Annotated in this window: 13 protein-coding genes; 2 read left to right on the top strand and 11 right to left on the bottom strand. The window is 50.9% G+C overall.

Going from position 1 to position 20,279, the window contains the following annotated elements:
• Positions 1 to 112: 112 nt before the first annotated feature.
• The 4 genes from I9W95_RS02935 to fliS form a co-directional block, all read right to left on the bottom strand.
• Positions 113 to 1,465: a sigma-54-dependent transcriptional regulator gene (locus I9W95_RS02935; protein WP_225671674.1), complete on the bottom strand. Its 1,353-nt coding sequence runs from the start codon at positions 1,463 to 1,465 to the stop codon at positions 113 to 115.
• A gap of 14 nt (positions 1,466 to 1,479) precedes the next feature.
• A complete protein-coding gene (locus I9W95_RS02930) occupies positions 1,480 to 2,676 on the bottom strand; it encodes a sensor histidine kinase (RefSeq protein ID WP_225671672.1) in 1,197 nt (398 codons plus the stop codon).
• Positions 2,677 to 2,844: 168 nt separating this feature from the next.
• Positions 2,845 to 4,308 carry a sigma-54 dependent transcriptional regulator gene (locus tag I9W95_RS02925; protein ID WP_225671670.1) on the bottom strand — a complete coding sequence of 488 codons (1,464 nt, stop codon included), beginning with the start codon at positions 4,306 to 4,308 and terminating at the stop codon, positions 2,845 to 2,847.
• Between the two features lie 243 nt (positions 4,309 to 4,551).
• The gene (gene fliS / locus I9W95_RS02920; RefSeq protein ID WP_225671668.1) at positions 4,552 to 5,010 is read right to left on the bottom strand and encodes a flagellar export chaperone FliS; all 459 of its coding nucleotides are present in this window, start codon (positions 5,008 to 5,010) and stop codon (positions 4,552 to 4,554) included.
• A gap of 226 nt (positions 5,011 to 5,236) precedes the next feature.
• Between fliS and I9W95_RS02915 the strand changes: the two genes are divergently transcribed.
• The gene (locus I9W95_RS02915) at positions 5,237 to 7,261 is read left to right on the top strand and encodes a methyltransferase domain-containing protein (protein WP_225671666.1); all 2,025 of its coding nucleotides are present in this window, start codon (positions 5,237 to 5,239) and stop codon (positions 7,259 to 7,261) included.
• A gap of 5 nt (positions 7,262 to 7,266) precedes the next feature.
• Here I9W95_RS02915 and ung read toward each other — a convergent pair whose 3' ends face one another.
• From ung to prfB, 3 genes are all read right to left on the bottom strand, one after another.
• Complete coding sequence (gene ung, locus I9W95_RS02910) at positions 7,267 to 7,944, bottom strand: uracil-DNA glycosylase (RefSeq protein WP_225671664.1); 678 nt, start codon at positions 7,942 to 7,944, stop codon at positions 7,267 to 7,269.
• Positions 7,945 to 8,079: 135 nt separating this feature from the next.
• The gene (gene lysS / locus I9W95_RS02905; protein WP_225671662.1) at positions 8,080 to 9,609 is read right to left on the bottom strand and encodes a lysine--tRNA ligase; all 1,530 of its coding nucleotides are present in this window, start codon (positions 9,607 to 9,609) and stop codon (positions 8,080 to 8,082) included.
• Positions 9,610 to 9,643: 34 nt separating this feature from the next.
• A protein-coding gene (prfB, locus tag I9W95_RS02900) for a peptide chain release factor 2 (protein WP_225671660.1) occupies positions 9,644 to 10,739 on the bottom strand; the annotation gives its coding sequence in 2 pieces (ribosomal slippage) (positions 9,644 to 10,666 and positions 10,668 to 10,739; 1,095 coding nt in all).
• 253 nt (positions 10,740 to 10,992) lie between these two features.
• On the opposite strand from prfB, the gene I9W95_RS02895 reads away from it, so the two are divergent.
• Complete coding sequence (locus I9W95_RS02895) at positions 10,993 to 11,187, top strand: (2Fe-2S)-binding protein (RefSeq protein WP_225671658.1); 195 nt, start codon at positions 10,993 to 10,995, stop codon at positions 11,185 to 11,187.
• Positions 11,188 to 11,244: 57 nt separating this feature from the next.
• Here I9W95_RS02895 and I9W95_RS02890 read toward each other — a convergent pair whose 3' ends face one another.
• The 4 genes from I9W95_RS02890 to I9W95_RS18460 form a co-directional block, all read right to left on the bottom strand.
• A complete protein-coding gene (locus I9W95_RS02890) occupies positions 11,245 to 11,670 on the bottom strand; it encodes an ester cyclase (RefSeq protein ID WP_225671656.1) in 426 nt (141 codons plus the stop codon).
• Positions 11,671 to 11,800: 130 nt separating this feature from the next.
• A complete protein-coding gene (fliD, locus tag I9W95_RS02885; RefSeq protein WP_225671654.1) occupies positions 11,801 to 15,748 on the bottom strand; it encodes a flagellar filament capping protein FliD in 3,948 nt (1,315 codons plus the stop codon).
• Between the two features lie 122 nt (positions 15,749 to 15,870).
• Positions 15,871 to 16,251 (bottom strand): flagellar protein FlaG, encoded by a 381-nt coding sequence (locus I9W95_RS02880; RefSeq protein ID WP_225671652.1) that lies wholly within the window; start codon positions 16,249 to 16,251, stop codon positions 15,871 to 15,873.
• Positions 16,252 to 16,316: 65 nt separating this feature from the next.
• Positions 16,317 to 20,084, bottom strand: a complete 3,768-nt coding sequence (locus I9W95_RS18460) for a flagellin N-terminal helical domain-containing protein (protein ID WP_318653586.1) — start codon at positions 20,082 to 20,084, stop codon at positions 16,317 to 16,319.
• Positions 20,085 to 20,279 lie beyond the last annotated feature (195 nt).

The raw sequence follows: 20,279 nt of genomic DNA, 5'->3' as shown, positions 1-20,279 counted from the left end.
GCGTTTCAGATTGAAAAACAGCAGCTGAGGAATGCTGCAGTTTGGAGTGACATCCAGTCACTCCAAACTGTGGGACAGCAGTGCCTTACGGCGCCTTGTTTACTGATCGCTATCAGGCCAGCATGGCTTCTACATCGATGCCATCCTCGCGCAGTTTCGCCATTTTATAGCGTAGAGTGCGGGGGCTGATTCCAAGCCGGTCTGCTGCCTCTTTACGGCTGGGTTCTTCCTTCAGAGCTTTGACAATCAACTCCACCTCACGGTGGCGCAGGTCATTACCCAGTTCACCTTCCGGCTGAACCGCAACAACAGGTTGTGCACTTTCAGGCAACTGACGGTTTTTGGGCACAGGAGTCAGAATAAAATCAGCAGCAAACAACTGTGGTCCTGTCTGAATAATCAGCGCACGCTGCATGGTGTTATCCAGCTCACGTACGTTACCCGGCCAGGAATGTGACAGCAGTTTCTGCTCAGCATCCGCCATTAATGCCGGTACCGGACGCTTCATTTTAGCGGCATGATGAGCCAGTAAACGACGTGCCAGCGGCAGAATATCGTCGCGACGTTCACGCAACGGCAGCCATTGCAGCGGGAAAACACTCAGACGGTAATACAGGTCTTCACGGAATTTTCCTTCGGCAACATAATCCGCCAACTCGCGGTTAGTGGTAGCAACGATACGGACATCAAGATCCAGAACTTTTTTACCCCCAAGGCGCTCAACCTGACGCTCCTGCAGCACCCGTAATAATTTTGCCTGCAGACCAAGATCCATTTCGGTAATTTCATCCAGCAGCAGAGTTCCCCCTTCTGCCTGTTCAAATTTACCCGGCATCGCATTATATGCACCGGTAAATGCGCCCTTCTCATAACCAAACAGCATGGCTTCCAGCATATTTTCCGGAATTGCTGCGCAGTTAATGGCGATAAATGGGCCATGACGGCGGTCAGAGTGCTGATGAACATAGCGTGCCAGTACTTCTTTACCCGTACCGCTTTCGCCACTGATCAGCACCGTAGAATCGGTTTGCGCGACACGCTGAGCAAGCTGAAAAAGCTGCTGCGTCGCCAGCGCTTCACACACAGGCTCTGAGTCATCCTCTACCGGCTGAACGCCACTGAACGACGCCAGAATGGCATCCAGTTCACGCAACTCAAACGGTTTCATCAGATAGTCATTAGCGCCGCGCTGCATGGCTTTAACGGCCTGCCCGACATCACCATAGGCAGTCATCAGCACCACCGGCAACCAGGGGTGTTCCGATTTAATGGTCTGCAGTAATTCGAGGCCATCCATACCCGGCATATTAATGTCAGACAGCACCAGATCGAGAGACTGAGCGCGCACAATCTCCATCCCGTCGATACCATTGGCGGCTTCACAGACCTCATGGCCTTTCAGCATCAGAGTGTCGACCATCGCCTCACGCAGTTTTGGATCGTCTTCAACTACCAGCAATTTCATATCATTCTCCCCGCTTACGGCAGAATTAATTCCGCCGATACACCACCAGTCGGACTGTCAGTTAATTGGAATTCAGCGCGATGTGCGCGTGCTACCGCTTGTACAACCGCAAGTCCAAGACCGGTGCCATTGGCCTTGGTGGTGTAAAACGGCTGCATAATTTTTTCTTTCTGCTGATCTGTCATGCCCGGCCCATCATCCATAATACGAATGACAATGCGGCCGTCACGATCAATAGCCTGCAGGTCAATATGCACCGGTGGCTCACCGGCCTCGAGCGCGTTATTCACCAGATTCATAATGGCGCTGATTAATGCATCGCGATTGCAGATAATGCGCCGCTCAGCCACGTCATTGCGCACACGACAGGTCGCACGTACATTTTGCAGGGGCACTTCCATGGCGGCACAGATACCAGCCACCAGTTCACTGATGCTGATATCGTCATTCAGCGGAGCTTCCCCACGAGCAAAAATCAGCATATCGCGCACTTGATTTTCCAGATGACGCAAGCGTTCCTGCAATTTTCCGGCAAAGCGAACGCGGTGATCATCAGTCAGAACATCACTGGCGAGATGCCCGGCATACAGGGTAGCGGCCGCCAGCGGTGTACGAATCTGATGTGCCAGAGAGGCGACCATTTTACCCATGGCTGACAAGCGCTCATGGCGGCTCAGCTGCGATTGCAGGGCGCGGGTTTCCGTCATATCGGTAAGCAGAATCAGCTGCCCAGGCTCATTAGCCATCGGTGCTGTGCGTAAATGCACACGGCGCCCATCCACCAGAGAAATCTCGTGACCATCGTCACGTCGAGGTTTAAAACAGCGACTGATCAGCGTGCGCCAGCGCTGGCCAACCAGCGTCTCAAGACCTGCATTACTGAGCAGCAGGTCATCCGCTGCCGGATTACTCTGACGTACATAGCCGTTCTGATCGATCAGCAATACGCCAGCTGGTAATAGCTGTAACAGGCTTTCAAGGCGGTCAGCCAGGCGCTCTTTCTCGGCCAGCTCGCGCATACGCTGAGCTGACACACTGGCTAACTCGCCACTGAGTTGTTCAACTTTGTTTTCCAGAAAGGTGTATGAGTCGGTCAGCTGTTGTGACATTTCGTTAAACATCACGAACGCCTGACGTAACTCCGCCTGGTCCATATGCATATGGGCCGGAGTGGAATTCTCTGCGGTATGACTCAACGCTGCATTTGCCATGCGCACCCCTTACGTTGCCGGATTTTCGGCAAAAATGACTATTCATCAGGGGTTGAGCAATTAGCGTGCCGACTTTTTAGCGGGAAAATTCGGAAAAAGCGTCAATAAAACTGACAATTTAATGGTGGGGTAAATAAAAACGGGGCCAGAAGCCCCGTTTTATATGCACTATGCGAAATCCTTTTCCTTGCGGCCAAGGTTGTACTTACGCATTTTCTCGACCAGTGTGGTACGGCGGATATTCAGCTTCTCGGCCGCCCTCGCGACCACACCATTGGCATCGTCCAGCGCCTGCTGAATCAGAGAGCACTCAAGGTCAGACAGGTATTCCCGCAGGTCCAGACCATTCACAGGCAACAACGCCGGCGAGTCGATACCTGCCAGACGTCCATCCTGCTGCTGGGTGACGTCAGCGATTACCGGTGGCACATTAGCTTCATCGGTATCGTCAATATGACGGAACTTCTTCGGTAATTCATTCACACCAATTACACCGTATGGGTGCAGAATCGCCAGGCGTTCAACCAGGTTAGCCAGTTCACGTACGTTGCCATGCCAGTCGTGACGACAAAGCGACATAATGGCTGCCGAGTTAAAACGAATCGAACCACGCTTCTCATTTTCCATCCGCGAGATCAGTTCGTTAAGCAATAACGGCAGGTCTTCTACGCGTTCGCGCAGTGAAGACATATCGATAGGGAATACATTCAGACGATAGTAAAGGTCTTCGCGGAACGTGCCTTCCTCAATCATCTTTTCGAGATTCTTATGGGTTGCAGAAATAATGCGAACGTTAGCGTTCAGCGTCTTATTGCTCCCCACTCGTTCAAAGGTGTGCTCCTGCAGAACACGCAGAATTTTAACCTGCATGTTCAATGGCATATCACCGATTTCATCGAGAAACAGGGTTCCACCCTCTGCCATTTCAAAGCGTCCCGGACGGCTGTTAATTGCACCGGTAAATGCGCCTTTTTCGTGGCCGAACAGTTCACTTTCCAGCAACTCAGCAGGAATAGCGCCGCAGTTAACCGGGACAAAAGGTTTATTACGACGATGGGAGTGGTAATGCAGGTTACGAGCAACCACTTCTTTACCAGTGCCGGACTCACCCTGAATCATCACACTGACGTCTTTATCGGCGACCTGCATGATCAGTTCGCGCACATGCTGAATATGGCGACTGGTACCGACCAGACTACGGAATAACTGTAATTCCCTGCGCTCACCACGACTGCGGTTATGCGTGTACTGTTCACGATAAACCTGACAGCGGTGCAGGCTATCCAGCATTTTGTTGTAGCTAGGCGGAATTTCCAGATTGGCGAGCACAGCCCGGCGTGCATGCTCAGAGATATCTTCCGGCAGCGATGAATCACCCATCATCAGGATCGGAATACCCTTATCCCAGCTGAGCAATGCCTCAACGACATCATCCAGCGACAGAGAGTGACTTTCACCCAGCAGCACAGCACTGACTTCAGTGCTGTCCTCTACCTTGCTTTCAATTTCCCGACGCCAATCCGTGGTACGGGCTACGATGGCTTCTTCACCAAGGAAGTCGAGAATGACCGTCATGTCATGGCAGCGCTGCTCATTGTCGTCGATCAGCAGGACTTTGATTTCTCTCCACATGGTCTTAGGCCTTTTCTTCCCGATATCGTGTCATTCTTATTTATTTGTGTCAGTTCATTGACTGAAGCCTACACAGTTAAGTATCTATTTTAACATCTGTCAAACTTCTGACGTTATTAATAAAATTCTTGTGAAGCGCAATAGCTCGCTGCCTTTATAGCCGAAGCTGTCGCGAAATGACAAGACACTCAATGCCGTAATATGCGCATGAGTGCCTTAAAAATATCGGGACCTGTCTGAAATTCAGACAGAAATATGACTTTCCAGGCGAGACTCCGGAGATGGTGCTACCGTGCTGCGTGAGATGCCAGAGGAAGCAAGAAACTCCTGGCGAATACCATCCCAGCCTTCTTTAACTTTCAGCAGAAGTCCCATCACTTCATCAATCATGTCCTGATCGTTCTGCGCAGTTGCTTCCAGCAAGCGCCGGTTCATGTAGTCATACAGACGATCAAGGTTGGCTGACACATCCCCACCTTTTTCATGATCGAGACTGCCCTGCAACGTGTGGATAATTTCCATAACACGCCCAAGTAAGTGCGCCTTGGATTCCATGTCTTTGCGCTCTATTGCGCCTTTGGCCTGAGACATACGCGTCAGAGCCGCTTCCATCAGAAGCTGAATCAACCGGTGAGGGTCTGCATCCAGAACTTCTGAGGTAACGTTTACCTGCTGATATTGCTTGGCACCCGTGTTGTACATACTCGTCTCCTGCAGAGTGTTTACCTGTTACTTCTTTGACGGCAAGCGGCAGACTTTCTTTAGCAGGAATCTGTGTAAATACGGCAATAATTTACCCGGGCGGCAATCAGCAAAGCGCAGACATTGCCGCCACAAATACCACATATTCCTTATAAAACAACAACTTATATAATGGCACGCTCTGTGCTAACTACCCCTCACATGTTCTAACTTGCCGGGGCTCAATATGGCCAGCGCACAACTCAGACCACTGTCTCATGCCGATTTGCAGGAAGACCATAAGCCGCTCTATGAGCAGGCCAGTACACTTTATAGTGTCGCTGTTGCCGAGCATGCGCCAGCGCTTCTTGATGATGCACTGGAAAAAGCGGAAGCCGCTTATGCCATTCGTCCCAGTTATCTCCCTGGCATCAACCTGCTTGCCCGTATTGAAATGCAGCGAGGGCGCTATACCAGTGCCGAACGCTGGGTAAATACCGGTTTACAGCTGAAGCCAGACAGCGCCAGCCTGCTCTACAGCGCAGGCCATATTGCTCTGGCGGAAAACAATCTGAAGAAAGCGGATGATTATTTCACCCGCTCCGCACGCATTTCTCGCGTGGCAACACGAGCGGTTAATTCCCTTGCCCATGTAAAGCTGTTGCAGGGCGACTACGTCGAAGCCTTTCGTCACTACCGGGAATTAATTAAAACCCAGTCACGTGATAAGCAAATCCGTAGCAAGTTATTTGAAGCTGCAAATTTCGTTTCTGCCGATTTCTATTCACGTGAACTCGAAGAAGATTTACTGCGCTATTTCGAATTCAATGACGTTGATTTTTCGCAGCTGCGCTCACTGGCAACCAGCTTACTGAAACACAAACTGCGCTTGTCAGAACAGGGCTGTCCTCTGGAAATGGAGCAAATCGTTTCCGACCCACTGCTATTGGCATGCCTGCAGAAATTCTATTTTTCCGATCCGTTAATGGAGCGCTTACTGATTACCGTGCGCCAGGCAGTACTTTTCTCCAGTAGCCGTAATTTGTCAGTCAGACAGGACGAATTGGCTCTGGTGGTGGCTCTGGCGCGTCAAACCCAATTGAACGAAGGCGTCTGGTATATCACTCCACAAGAGCGGGCACTCACTGATCAGCTCGGTGAAGTAGTCAGTAAAATGCTGCAGATGGAACCCCTATCCGGTACCGACCTGTTCCCGGCACTGATGCTGGTGCTGATGTATACCCCACTGCAGGAGTGTAGCTTCGCCAGTGAATTGGAAAGCCGAAAACTGAAGTGGCCTGCCAGCGGCGAAACGTTTCTTCGCCAGCTGCTTAGTGAAAGCCGGCAGCTCAAACAGGCCGCAAGCCGAATGCGTTGCCTCGACGATCATTCAGCAAACGACCAGGTGTCTGACCTGGTGCGTCAGCAATATGATCGCAACCCCTATCCGCGCTGGACCGACATTGGCTATAACCAGCCCAGCGCCTACCGTGCTGCACTGCAGCAGGCGTTTCCACAGGCAGACCTCAGTGCAATACCAGAAAGGGATACCGACGTCCTGGTGGCCGGCTGCGGTACCGGACGTCACGCCATTCGCCTGGCACACTACTTCCGCCCCTTAACCATTACAGCGATTGACCTGAGCATCAGCGCTCTGGCCTATGCCAGCATCCAGGCACGTAAACGCCAGACGGAGATTGATTTCGTACAGGGCAACCTGCTGAACTGTGCTGCGCTGCAGAAAAGCTTTGATGTGATTGAGTGTTCCGGTGTACTCCACCATATGCAGAACCCTCAGGCAGGTTTGCAGGCGCTCGCTGCCATATTGCGTCCTGGTGGGGTAATCAAGGTGGCACTGTACAGCGCCACGGCACGCCAGCAGATTACCCGGTTACGGGCAATGTGGCAGGGCAACCTGCCACGCGAACCACAGGACATTCGTCTTGTGCGGGAAGCTATTCTGCAGAAAACGCTTACCGGGCACTGGGAAGAAATATACAACTCACCGGACTTCTACAGCCTGAGTGCCTGCCGTGATCTTTTGTTCCATGAGCAGGAACATGTATTTGATGTTCTCGATCTTCCGGCCTTCGCCAGCGAAGCCGGGCTGAACTGGCTGGGAATGGTAAACCCGGGGAACCATGCAGAAATCGCTGCGACGGGTAAACCCGCGGGCTTACTGACACCCTCAGAATGGCATCAACTGGAACAGCAGAAACCCGGGTTGTTTAACGGAATGTATCAGTTTTATCTGCAGAAACCTGCGCAGTAGGCAGACTACAACTGCCAGTTAATCGGTGCCTGACCACGACTGGTCAGATACTGATTAATCTGTGAGAACTGGTGATTTCCAAAGAAACCCCGATGCGCTGACAATGGCGATGGATGCACAGATTTCAGCACCAGATGACGGCTGGTATCAATTACTGCCCCTTTCTTCTGGGCGTAACTACCCCATAAAACAAACACCAGCCCTTCACGCTGAGCATTCAGTTCGCGGATCGCTGCATCGGTAAATTGCTCCCAGCCCTTGCCCTGATGGGAGCCAGCATTGGCTTGCTCAACAGTCAGCGTGGCATTCAGCAACAATACGCCCTGATCTGCCCAGGGTGTTAAATCGCCACTACCACTCATCACCACGCCCAGATCGGATTCTATTTCCTTAAAAATATTAACCAGCGATGGTGGATTTTTTACTCCGGGCTGCACGGAAAAACTAAGACCATGAGCCTGACCCGGGCCGTGATACGGGTCCTGGCCGATAATCACCACCCGTACCTGATCAAATGGCGTGTGGTTGAAAGCGTTAAAAATCTGCGCTCCGGGCGGAAAAATCACCTTACCTGCAGCCTTTTCTGCCTGCAGAAAAGTTTTCAGGTTAGTCATATAAGGCTGCTCAAATTCCTGACCAATAACCGCCTGCCAGGATGGATGTAATTCACCGGATTTTGCCAAAATAATTTCTCCCCAGAGCAGAAGCTCACACTGCATCGGAAATTTATACATAAAAAAACGGGTAAGCGCAGTTTATAAAAATAAATGTGCATTACCCGTTTTCAGAAACTGCCTGCTAAAACGGCAGTATCACATTCAGTCAGCCAGAGGCTTCATGTGAGGGAACAGAATCACGTCTTTAATGGTGTGACTGTTGGTAAACAGCATAACCAGACGGTCGATACCAATACCTTCACCCGCCGTTGGCGGCAGACCGTATTCCAGAGCACGAACGTAATCATCATCGTAGTGCATCGCTTCGTCGTCACCAGCGTCTTTTTCTTCCACCTGCTTACGGAAGCGTGCAGCCTGATCTTCAGCGTCATTAAGCTCGGAGAAGCCATTAGCGAGTTCACGGCCACCAACGAAGAATTCGAAGCGGTCAGTGACGAATGGATTTTCATCATTACGACGTGCCAGTGGCGATACTTCCCACGGGTATTCTGTAATAAAAGTTGGCTGATCCAGTTTGCTTTCTGCGGTTTCTTCAAAGATTTCACAGATAAGCTTACCAGCGCCCCAGCCAGCTTCTTTCGGCCCCAGGTGAATACCAACGCTCTTCGCATATTCTTTCAGGGTTTCCAGATTGTTTTCTGCATCACGCAGAACCGCTTCATCCATACCAGTATTGTATTTCAGAATGGCTTCTACCATGGTCATACGCTGGAAGGTCGAACCGAAATCATAGGTAGATTCACCGTATTCGATGGTGGTTGCACCCAGAACCGTTTCAGCGATGAATTTCAGCATAGCTTCAGTGGTGTCCATCAGGTCGTGGTACGTAGCGTACGCCTGATAGAACTCGATCATGGTGAATTCCGGATTATGACGGGTACTGGTACCTTCGTTACGGAAGTTACGGTTAATTTCGAATACTTTATCGAAACCACCCACCACCAGACGCTTCAGGTACAGTTCCGGCGCAATACGCAGGAACATATCAATGCCCATGGCGTTGTGGTGCGTTTCAAACGGCTTAGCCGAAGCACCGCCCGGAATGGTCTGCAGCATCGGCGTTTCAACTTCAACGAAGCCACGCTGTGACAGGAAGAAGCGAATACCTTCAATGATTTTTGAACGCATCAGGAAGGTCTTGCGAGTTTCATCATTGATGATGAGATCCACGTAACGCTGACGGTATTTCATTTCCTGATCAGCCAGACCGTGATGCTTATCTGGCAGAGGACGCAGCGACTTGGTCAGAATAGTCAGGTTATCCAGCTGGTCGATATCAACATACAGCTCGCCTTTACCGGACTTGTGCAGCACACCTGAAACACCAACGATGTCACCAATATCCAGCAGCTGCCACGCGTCAGATTCTTTCTGCAGCGGCTTAGCCATGTAGAACTGGATAGAATCGCTTGAATCCTGAATACCCACAAACGGTCCACCGCGACGCATAACACGACCAGCAACCGATACACGGATACCTTCTGCCGCCAGTGCGTCTTTGTCTTTTTCACCGTGTTCTGCTTTCAGTTCGCCAGCCAGGTGCTCGCGGCGAAAATCATTCGGGTGACCATTGGCCGAGCAGTTTTCGCGCAGCTTCTCTAACTTGGCGCGACGCTCAGCAATCAGCTTGTTCTCTTCCTGAACTGTGTTTTCGTTCGTTGTATCAGTCATGTTAAAACCTTAAAAGTCTGTTCGTTCAGGTTAATCAGAGGCCTTTTTTCAGGCTGGCCTCGATAAACTGGTCAAGATCACCATCCAGCACGGCCTGCGTATTGCGGGTTTCAACGCTGGTACGCAAATCCTTAATGCGGGAGTCATCCAGTACATAGGAGCGAATCTGGCTGCCCCAGCCGATGTCGGACTTGGTATCTTCCAGCGCCTGCGCTTCGGCGCTGCGCTTCTGCATTTCCAGCTCATACAGCTTGGCTTTCAGCTGCTTCATCGCCTGGTCTTTGTTCTTGTGCTGCGAGCGGTCATTCTGACACTGGGTCACAATACCCGATGGCATGTGCGTAATACGCACCGCAGACTCTGTCCGGTTAACGTGCTGACCACCGGCACCCGAGGCGCGGTACACGTCGATACGCAGATCAGCAGGGTTGATTTCGATATCGATGTTGTCGTCCACCTCCGGAGAGATAAACACAGAAGAGAACGAGGTATGACGACGGTTACCGGAGTCAAACGGGCTCTTACGCACCAGACGGTGTACACCGGTTTCAGTACGCAGCCAGCCGTAGGCGTATTCACCTTCAACGCGAATCGTCGCACCTTTGATACCGGCTACCTCGCCTTCCGACACTTCCATCAGTTCGCCTTTGAAGCCTTTGGCTTCAATCCAGCGCAGATACATACGCAGCAGAATGTTGGCCCAATCCTGAGCTTCGGTACCACCAGAGCCAGCCTGAATTTCAACGTAGCAGTTGTTCGGGTCCAGTTCTCCGGAGAACATACGACGGAATTCCAGCGTTTCCAGCTCTGCCTGCAGGCCTGCCAGCTCTGAACGGATATCCTCTACCGCATTTTCATCATCTTCCTCGACTGCCATATCCAGCAGGTCCTGAGAATCAGCCAGGCCCGTATCAAGGGTGTCGATGGTTTTAACCACAGCTTCCAGAGAGGAACGCTCACGGCCAAGCTCCTGAGCACGTTCCGGGTTATCCCAGACATCGCCCTGCGACAGCTCGTGTTCTACTTCTTCTAAACGCTCAACTTTGTTGGCGTAGTCAAAGATACCCCCTAAGCACGTCAGTACGCGCTTTGAGGTCTTTGATGGTTTCGATAATAGGATTAATTTCCAAAACAATACCCTGCAGAAACGTCAGTTTGTCTCAAATAGCGAACAATAGGCCAGTAAGACGAACATAAACAAAAAAGACGCGACATTTTACAGAAAGCGGACTGAGGATGCGAGGGAGGCCGCGATTTATGCTGCGCGGCAGTGATATCAGAAGAATCTATCGGTGCGATAACTTTTTCCTTCAAAAGGTATTGCAAATCCTTCTCATTAATACTAAATTGCAAATCACACTGATTCTCATCCGGATTCGCGCCATGTACGTATGTCTCTGTAAAGCCGTTACTTCTCAGCAGATTGAAGATGCTGTGGTTCAGGGTGATAGCTACGCGCAGATTCGCCAGAAGTATGGCGTTGGAACCGACTGCGGCTGCTGCGGCCAGAGCGCCAAACAGCTGATCCGCCAGACAGTGGCAAACCTGCCAGCCTGTGAGTTCTCTGAAGCAAGTTGATCGCTCACCGGATAAGCGCCATAAAAAAAGAGCCGTAAGGCTCTTTTTTATTGTCTGTCAGCCAACCTTCCTTTGTGCCGGCACCATCAGCTGACGTTGTAACTCAGCAATATCCACCAGTGTATTCTGGCTCTTCACCTTCCCTCTGCGAACTTCCCAGGTTGAAATGCCAGTGAAACTCACGATCTTGCCATTTGGCTGCATACCGAACACCGGCTTTTCAAAACTACCAGAGAAGGTAGAAACGGAAATGACTTTATCGCCTTCCGCCATCAACTCTTCAATACTGACATCAATATCAGGAATCGCATGACGAATGTCTTTCAGATAATCACAGAAACCATCAAATTCCTTGAAGCCTTCTGCAAAGCTGGTGTGATACACGAAGTCATGAGTGACAAGGTGCTGAAGCAGATTATACCGGCCCGTATTCCAGGACAGCTGGATGAAGTGTTCTACGAGACGTTTGTTGTAATCAGACATAGCGATTCCCTGCCACAATGATTAAGACTCTCCTGAGCCTGTCTGGAATCATTGTGGTACAGATTGTCGCCGAAAGCCATTCTAAATTCTTGTAGGAAATATCCTACAAAATCACTAATTAATGACAGTTTTAATCATTAGACTTATTCAACGCTTCAAATTGCGCCTTAACAAAATCAAGCGTGCTGTTCAGAGTCTGAATAATGGCATCGTTGTACAGGAATGTGGATTTCAGCCGAGCTTCCTGAGCCTCCATACGTGCTTCCAGTTTGGCGCGCTCATCTTCAATTTCGTACAGATCGTCATCCAGCTTGGCCTGCTTAACCGATATCACACTGTCCTGACCATTCAGGAAGCTATCCATAATATCTTTCAGGCGGTCGCCGAAACCCGAAATATAGGTCACGCTACCCCGATCACCGATAGAACCACCCGTTACTTTCAGACGAATACCTGAAGCATCATCCATGGTACCTACCTGATCCTTACCAGCCTCACCATCACCCTTACCTTTAACAAAGCCGAATACCGATGCAGCTTCTGATGAGAAGTCGACAACCTCTACCGATGAATCACTGCCGGTAGATGCCGAGATGATGCCGAATTTGTTGTAGGCAAATGAGCTGGTGTCTGTGCTGAACTCAACTTTTACTGCGATATCTTCATCTTTAAATGCAGCGGTATTATTAATAGCCGTTTGCATCGCCGAAGCCAGCGCAGAACCGGTAATGTAAGTCGCCGGCTGAGCCAGCGTTACTTCAGCTTCAACGCCGTCAATTTTAACCGTGAAGGTATTATTGCTCGCATCAATCGACACCGGGGTGGAGAAATCTGCCGCTGTGGTCCCCAGATAATAACCATTGGTGGCTTTGGTATTGCCATCCTGAGCGCGCAGGAACTGGCCACTGCCCGATGCCTCTACACCATTGATTAACCCCGCCACATCTTTACCTGTAGCAGGTTCTGGTGAATAAACACTGACGTCCTGCAAACCGAGGAAGGCAATCGCTTCGCTGTCCAGCTGAGTGAACCCAACATTGGTTCCCTGGCCACCGATCGTGACGTTAAATGAACCAAGATCAGCGTCAGCATCATATACATAATCGACAACTGTATTCAGATCATAGCCGTAGTCACGCTCGCCGCTGGTCAGACCCAGACCGTCATAGCCCGATGTATGAACCCCTGCTGACAGACCCAGAGAGGACGCTGCGGTACCTCCCAGATTTTTAATTTCAAGGCTGGCTGATGCTCCGAAGGTCGCTGCGGTCTTCACGCCGTTTTTACTGACGGTTTCGAAATACAACTGACCACTACCGTCAACTGCCGCCACGACATCACCAGCAGAAAACTCGCCACTGGCGACCAGCGCTTCATTCAGGGCACTCTGAATAACGGTCAGATTTGACCCGGAATTATTGCCACCGGCGGTACCATCACCGTCGACATCAACCAGAATATCGGTGCCATCAAGGGTCAGAGTGAAGGTCGCGTTCTGGCCACCGGAGAAATCAATACCACTGGATAAATCTGCGAATGAAGACGTGTAAGTACCGCGGCCATCACTCACTACTTCGATATATTCTTCGTGACCAGTGGCCGTCGTTGTCAGCTTCAGACCGTTACCATCCAGCGAGGCTGTAACTGCACCACCATATACTGCATCGAGGGCCGTCTGAATATCAGCAAGGCTGTCGCCGGAATTGCCGCTGACAATAACTTCCTGTTCGTCGCCGGAAACATTCAGGCGGAAACCGGAAGCAGCCGCCGAGAAATCTATCGGCGCAGATATATCACGGCTACCAGTGCTGGTTTCGCCACCAACGACAACCCCAGCAAAATTAGCATCGCTATCCAGTGTCGCCTGCAGCTGAGTCTGAATTTCTGCCGCGAGATCGGCACCGGTCAGGTAAGTGCCGGCCGGTACCGATACTTTGGTCGCTGATTCAATGCCATCGACCTGAATATTAAATTCAACCGCACCACCGAAGGTAAGGCCCGGATCCTTACCATTGGTCTGCGCCCCCTGGGTAGCATCCAGCCCCAGCAGCACATCGCTTGTAGCCGAGCCAACAGCGGTGATTTCAATGGAAGAAGCCGTCGATTTCGACGCTGTTTCAAATATCAGATAACCATCATCATTAAATGATGCCGTCACCAGGCCGGCCAGCGCAGTAGCATCCACCGCGCTCTGAATAGCCTGCAGCGTATCCTTACGATCGCCAAATGAGCCATCACCGTTGAGATCCTGGCCCTGCGCATTCTGCGTTACCGTAACAGCAACCGGACCACTGCCATCAACATCCAGGGTAAACGTGGCATTACTGCTGGCGAAATTAATACCGGTCGATTCACTGACACTGGTCGAGCCAATTTGCGTGGTCGCACCCTTACCGGAAAATGCAGAAGCATTCAGCGTGGTCAGTGGTACACCATTGTAAGTGCCGTCTCCCAGCTTGCTGAAGCCCAGCGTGTTAGACACATTCGGATCGCCACTGACAATGTATACCTTGGATTCTGCACCGTACTTATTCGAAGTGATGGAAAAGTTTTTATTGTCGGCACTGTAGTCCACCGAAACACTGTAACCTGCACCATTAATGGTGTCGTTACTATTGATCTGCAAAGCAATCTGCTTGGCCAGATCATCACCGCTAAGATAACTGCCTTTGCTCAGTTCAATACTGGCCGACTTACCATTAACGTTAATCTGAAAGTTATTATTGCTGTCGTCGATAACAACCGGCGCAGAGAAATCCAGCAGCGCCAGTGATCCGCCCTGATAAATGGCCTGCGTCGCCAGCTGTGTAATTTCAATATCGTAGCTGCCAGGCTGGGTATTCAGCGAGTCGTTAACATAGGTAATCTGGCTGTCTGACGTCACACCGGATTTTGCCAGCAAGCCGACAATAGCCTGACGGTCAGCGCTGAGTGCCTTACTGAAGGTCGAGGTATCGAAATCCAGCATATATTCGTTATCGCGGTTGGTGTTTACTCCCAACTCGGTCAGGGAGCGATATTTCCCTGTCAGTCCGACAATGGGTTCACTGATCAGTGAACGAATCTGACTCATCATAGAGCGAATAGTTGAATCGCCCAGTAACAGGCCTGCCTGCTGGCTTTCAGCATTGTATGACGACAGATCATCAACAAAGGTTTTCAGATTGTTGTAGGAATCAACAAAGCTCTGAATGCTTTCGGTCAGCTTTTCGGTATCGGCCGCGACGGTAACAGTAACATTACTGCCGACGTCTGCATTTTTCAGATTCAGCGTCACACCTTTGATCACTTCATCCACACTGTTGGATGAGCGGGTGATGGTCAGACCGTTAACCTGTAGCTGGGCATCCTCACCCTTTGCCGTCTGCGTAATGGCCGTATCTGCCAGCTGATTCTCGTTATAAGCCAGAGTTGCCAGCCCTGTGGTCAGCAGGTTACCGGAGTCATCCAGCGCTTCGATGCGCATGGCATTTTCTTCCCCGGTTTCTTCCGACGTCATCAGCAATCGATAACCACTGCCATCGTTAATGATGCTGGCGGTTACGCCCATGTCGGCCTTATTAATGGCATCACGGATACCGCTTAAGGTACGGTTGGATTCATCAATGGTAATAGTCTTGGCGGCACGATCGGGATTGATATCCTGACCACTGATGTCGCCGGAGCCGTCGTAGCTTAGCTCACCAAAGGTAAATATCAGTTTTCCGCTACCAACAATCTCATCGAAACTGGTGTAGGTGGCGCTGGCCAGCGCATGTGCCTTGGCCGTATTCAGCACTTCAATATTGTAAGTGCCTGGCTCAGAGGTGGTGGAGGTGGTGGCGGTCAGAAGGTCTTCGTTGGATGAGGTTGCCGATGTTGAACTCATCAGGCTGGGACTGGAAAGACTGGACGCAGCCGACTGCACCTCAGACATCAGCGACTGAATCTCACCGTATGCGGTAATGCGGGCCTCAACCAGCTCCTGCTTGCTATCAATCCGCAGCTCGGAGGCTTCTTTTTCAGCGGAAATGATCTGTTCAACCAGATCACTTGTGAGTACACCCGATCCAAGACCCAGAGATTCTACAGAAGCCATGACCCATCACCCTCGCTGTCGCTGGTATCAACCAGTCTGACAGACAATAAAAAAACCCGATACTGGCTTTATCGGCCAGTAGCGGGTTTTCTGAAGGGTTGTTTACACAACCGGGCTGTCAGTCAGACCTGAGCGCTGAACAATAAAGTCGGTTCTTCATCATTCAATTTCTGCGCCAGCTCCAGTGCTAACTCGCTAGGAATCTGGCGAATCAGCTCTGACGATGCCTTGTCGTATACCCGGATAATGGTCTTGCCACTGTCTTCATCCAGTTGAAAGTCCAGAGTACGCTCAGATTTCTGCACATACTCGTTGATGCGGGAAACTGCTTCCTGAACCTGTTCCTTGCTCAGTTCTGCCGCTTTCTCTACACCCTGTGGCAATGTCTTGCCGCTTTCAACATTCGCTGTTGTGGTTACCTGAGGCTTGTTGCCATAAGCAGCCTTTACAACAGAAGGTGATACCTGTGGCTTGTCCACAACATTCAATTTCAGATCACTCATAAATCACCTCTCTGGTCATCAGTTAAGCAGCCTGGGGGAGGCTACCCTCCCCCGTCAGCCAGCTGTTATCCCAGGAGAGACAGGACCTGCTGACCAGCAGCATTCGCCTGAGCCAGTACCGAGATACCTGCCTGTTGCAGCACCTGAGTACGTGACATCTCAGCGGTTTCGGCTGCGAAGTCAGTGTCCCGAATACGGGAGTTTGCAGAGTTAAGGTTTTCTGAAGTGATCTTCAGGTTACTTACAGTGGATTCCATACGGTTCTGGATCGCACCGAGGTCAGCACGCTGACTGGCAACCTGTTCAATCGCATTATCCACAGCAGTAATCGCTGCCTGAGCACCTTCGAAGGTAGAGATGTCGATGTCCTTCAGGTAAGTACCATCTTCACCACCGCCGTAGGTGCCGGCTTGCAGACCCATTGCATCCAACTCATCAGCACCGTTCTCACCTGCACCGATCTCAATTGCCTTGGACGAGTTCAGAGTCACAGTTGAGTATGTAGTACCGGCAGTGTTGGCGTACTCTGCCGCAGTACCCGAGAGATCCGCTTCACCGATACCTGTGCCAGCAGCGCTCAGACCAATGGCATTACCGAAGTTGCTGGAATCACGGCCTGCTGCAGCGTTTTCAGCCAGATTGTTATCAATCGCCACAGAGATGTTACGACCGTCAGCCGCCGTCAGTGTGATCGACTCACCATTATCAGATGCAACCACACCAGTCTGACCAGAGATAGCGTTGATGACATCGATTGCAGCCTGGCGGTCACGACCTTCGTCACCAGTCAGAGTGATACCGTTAGTCGGAACGTTATTGATCATCAGGCTACCGGTGGAGTATGCATCCGCTTTGGCCGCCACATTACCATCACCACCGTTCAGTGTTGTTGCGTTCACAGTCGCTGTCACACCAGTCTCAGCAGATGACTTATTAATCGCTGCCGCAACGGCGATACCGGAACCGGCTGCATCACTGGACAGAGCAACAGTATCAGATGCAGTGTCATCTTTCGCATCAGCACCCTTGATGGAAGTACCGTTAATGGTCAGATCACCGGTTTCCAGTACGTTAGGCTCAACAACTGCCGTTACCAGAGCGCCATCAACAGCGCCGCCAGTAACCGCAAATGCACCTTCGGTTCCTGCTGTGCCGCCGTTTTTGATTTCCACAGTACCGGTAGAGTCATTTGTATCCGAGCTAAAAGTCAGTCGAGTCGGATCATCCGCCGCTACGGCCACAGAAGCACCAGCCATGCCAGTTGCGGCGTTAATCGCAGTTGCCAAATCTTCCAGAGTGGAGTAGCTGCCTGCAGCGATGGTGACGTTGGTATCTGCACCGCCATCCACAGCGATAGTGAAGGTATCGTTCACACCAGCCTCAATCACCATTGGTGAAGCCTGTGCACTGAATTCGGTACCGGCACCATCCGGATCTGCAGTCAGGAATGTTCCTGCGGCAAAACCATCAGTACCATCAGAAACACTGAATGCTCCAGTAGTTACAGAACCAGCAACACCTGTAGTTGTCAGATCAGCTGCTGCCGAAACAGCCGCATCACGACTAGCAGGATCACCGCCAACCGTTTCGTTTGCAGTATTTGCTGAGCCCAGAGCAATTGTGCCCCCGGCCGAATTTGATGAAATCACGACCTGATCACCAACAACAGAGGCTGTCAAACCGGAACCAGCCAAAGAGTTCGTGGCAACTACATTGATAGCTGCAGCCAGGGTAGTCGCATCGGTAATACCAGCCAAACCGCCAGTTGCAGTACTCAGGTCAAGATCCTGAAGACCAGCACCATCAACGTTTATCCCCACAGTATCAGCAGTGGCAGTAAAACCATTGATGAAACTGTTTACATCACTGATAACAACATCACCGTTTGCCAGAGTCTCTGTTGTTTCATTCAGCAGGCTGGTCTGAACAGTCGATGCCGCATCAAGAGAAATACCAGTAGTACCATTTACGCCGTCGGTTTTATCTGCTGTCGCAGTAAATACAACCTTCTTTCCATCATCAGATACGCCAGCGGTCAACTTACCTGCAAGCCCAGCACTAGCCGCCAGCTTTGTGTTGATATCGTCGGCCAAAGTCTGAGCACTGGTGAAAGGACCTGCGCCAAGAGTAATTGTTGAACCTGCACCAGCAGCTACAGCACCGGTACCGTTACCTGCCAGCGCAAAAACCAGGTTACCACCACCTGCCAGAGAATTAGTACCGTCAAATACGAAGTTCAATTCTGACTGAACGAAAGTACCTGCATCCACACCAGCCTCAGTAACTGTATCTGCAGGGATACTGAAGCTGCCTTCACCAGTACGAACAACTACAGCAGAATCTGCACCTTTTTCCGCTGTTGTAAATGTAATGGAACCATCAGCATTACCGTTAGCTGTAACCAGAACATTACCATCCGCATCCTGGAAGTTAGCGTCGTTCTCGATAGCATTGTTAATTTGTGCTGCCAGAGTATCTGCATCGTTGTACTGACCAGCAGTCAACGCTCCTGCACCATCGGCGTCAAAAGTTGCATCAAGAGTCAATGTCTGGAAGTCACCACCATTCAGTGAGATTTCGAACGTGTTATTGGTCGCATTGATCTGACGGGTACCCGTGATGGCCATATCACCGGTAGTGAAGGTCGACGCAGTCTCCGTATTGGCAATGCCAGCGCTGGTTGTCTTGCTGGCAACCGCTGCTTCACGACCGGAGTAGGTGCCTACTGACATACCCGCGTGGGAGATATCACCGGTACCAGTACCCTGACCACCTTCCACTTTAATATCAGAACCATCTTTCGAAATCAGGGTGTAACCAGCGTAGCTGGTGCCTTCACTCAGACCAGTAGACGCTTCAGTCAGAGTGTTAGCGCCGCCAGTCTGCAGATCAACAGTAATGTTACGACCGTCTTTGGCCTCAAGAATAACACCACTGCCGTCGCCACCATCACGGGCAACCACACCAGTCTGACCGGATTTGGCGTTAATGGCAGAGATTACAGAGTCACGGTCAGTTGCAGCATCCAGACCACCGGTAGAGATATCGATCTCAACATCGTTCAGCTTGATGGTACCGGTTGTTGCTGCTGCGGTCATTTCTGCACCAACAGAAACGTTGGTGTTCACCACGGCAGAGACGCCGGTTTCATCTGATTTGGCATTAATGGCTGCCACTTTGGAAATAGCAGATGCTTCGTTACCCGCTACAGAGAAGGTATCGGAAGACGCTTTGGAAGGATCAATCGCAGTGCCATTGATTACCAGGTCACCGTTCTGCAGGCCATTTTCGTTACCCAGAGCGCTGATACCATTCGCTTTACCCACACCCAGTTTGTCGGATGTCAGCTGAGCAATGGATACGTCCACAGTCTGACCAGCGTTAGCACCGATCTGGAAAGTGGCAGAGAAAGAACCGTCCAGCAGTTTACGGCCGTTGAAGTCGGTTTCTTCAGAGGTACGGGTGATTTCCGATACCAGCTGATCAACCTCAGCCTGCAGTGCTTCACGGTCAACGTCAGAGTTGGTGGCGTTAGCAGACTGAACTGCCAGCTCACGAATACGCTGTAAGTTTTCGTTAATGGAACCCAGAGCACCTTCAGCGGTTTGCGCCAGAGCGATACCGTCACCGGCGTTACGCACGGCTACGTTCAGACCTTTGATCTGAGAGGTGAAACGGGTGGAAATTGCCAGACCAGCTGCGTCGTCCTTCGCGCTGTTAATACGCAGACCAGAAGACAGACGCTGTAATGCGGTTTGGTTTGCGGACTGGGATTTGTCCAGGTTCCGCTGTGCGTTAATCGACGCAATGTTGGTATTAATAATTTGAGGCATGGTGTTTCTCCTGTACCTGCTTAAGGAACCGGCATCGCGATGATGCTCATCGGCTCCGCCTGACTTTGTCATACCTGTTAACGGCGACTTATCAGGGTTCTTTAGGGCTTAAACAGAAGTTTTTTAAATTTTTTCCAACGGCCACCGCCATGATTTCGACGGGTGCTAATTAGCAGTCGCAGCTTGCTGATTTAT

Source organism: Thalassolituus marinus (assembly GCF_020320395.1).
Taxonomy (GTDB): domain Bacteria; phylum Pseudomonadota; class Gammaproteobacteria; order Pseudomonadales; family Oceanobacteraceae; genus Venatoribacter; species Venatoribacter marinus.
Note: the sequence above shows the minus strand (reverse complement) of the source record. Positions and strands in the feature narration are given on the sequence as shown.

Coding starts and splice junctions, on each gene's coding strand:
- I9W95_RS02935 (WP_225671674.1), bottom strand. CDS start 1,465: ATGAAATTGCTGGTAGTTGAAGACGATCCAAAACTGCGTGAGGCGATG.
- I9W95_RS02930 (WP_225671672.1), bottom strand. CDS start 2,676: ATGGCAAATGCAGCGTTGAGTCATACCGCAGAGAATTCCACTCCGGCC.
- I9W95_RS02925 (WP_225671670.1), bottom strand. CDS start 4,308: ATGTGGAGAGAAATCAAAGTCCTGCTGATCGACGACAATGAGCAGCGC.
- fliS (WP_225671668.1), bottom strand. CDS start 5,010: ATGTACAACACGGGTGCCAAGCAATATCAGCAGGTAAACGTTACCTCA.
- I9W95_RS02915 (WP_225671666.1), top strand. CDS start 5,237: ATGGCCAGCGCACAACTCAGACCACTGTCTCATGCCGATTTGCAGGAA.
- lysS (WP_225671662.1), bottom strand. CDS start 9,609: ATGACTGATACAACGAACGAAAACACAGTTCAGGAAGAGAACAAGCTG.
- I9W95_RS02895 (WP_225671658.1), top strand. CDS start 10,993: ATGTACGTATGTCTCTGTAAAGCCGTTACTTCTCAGCAGATTGAAGAT.
- I9W95_RS02890 (WP_225671656.1), bottom strand. CDS start 11,670: ATGTCTGATTACAACAAACGTCTCGTAGAACACTTCATCCAGCTGTCC.
- fliD (WP_225671654.1), bottom strand. CDS start 15,748: ATGGCTTCTGTAGAATCTCTGGGTCTTGGATCGGGTGTACTCACAAGT.
- I9W95_RS02880 (WP_225671652.1), bottom strand. CDS start 16,251: ATGAGTGATCTGAAATTGAATGTTGTGGACAAGCCACAGGTATCACCT.
- I9W95_RS18460 (WP_318653586.1), bottom strand. CDS start 20,084: ATGCCTCAAATTATTAATACCAACATTGCGTCGATTAACGCACAGCGG.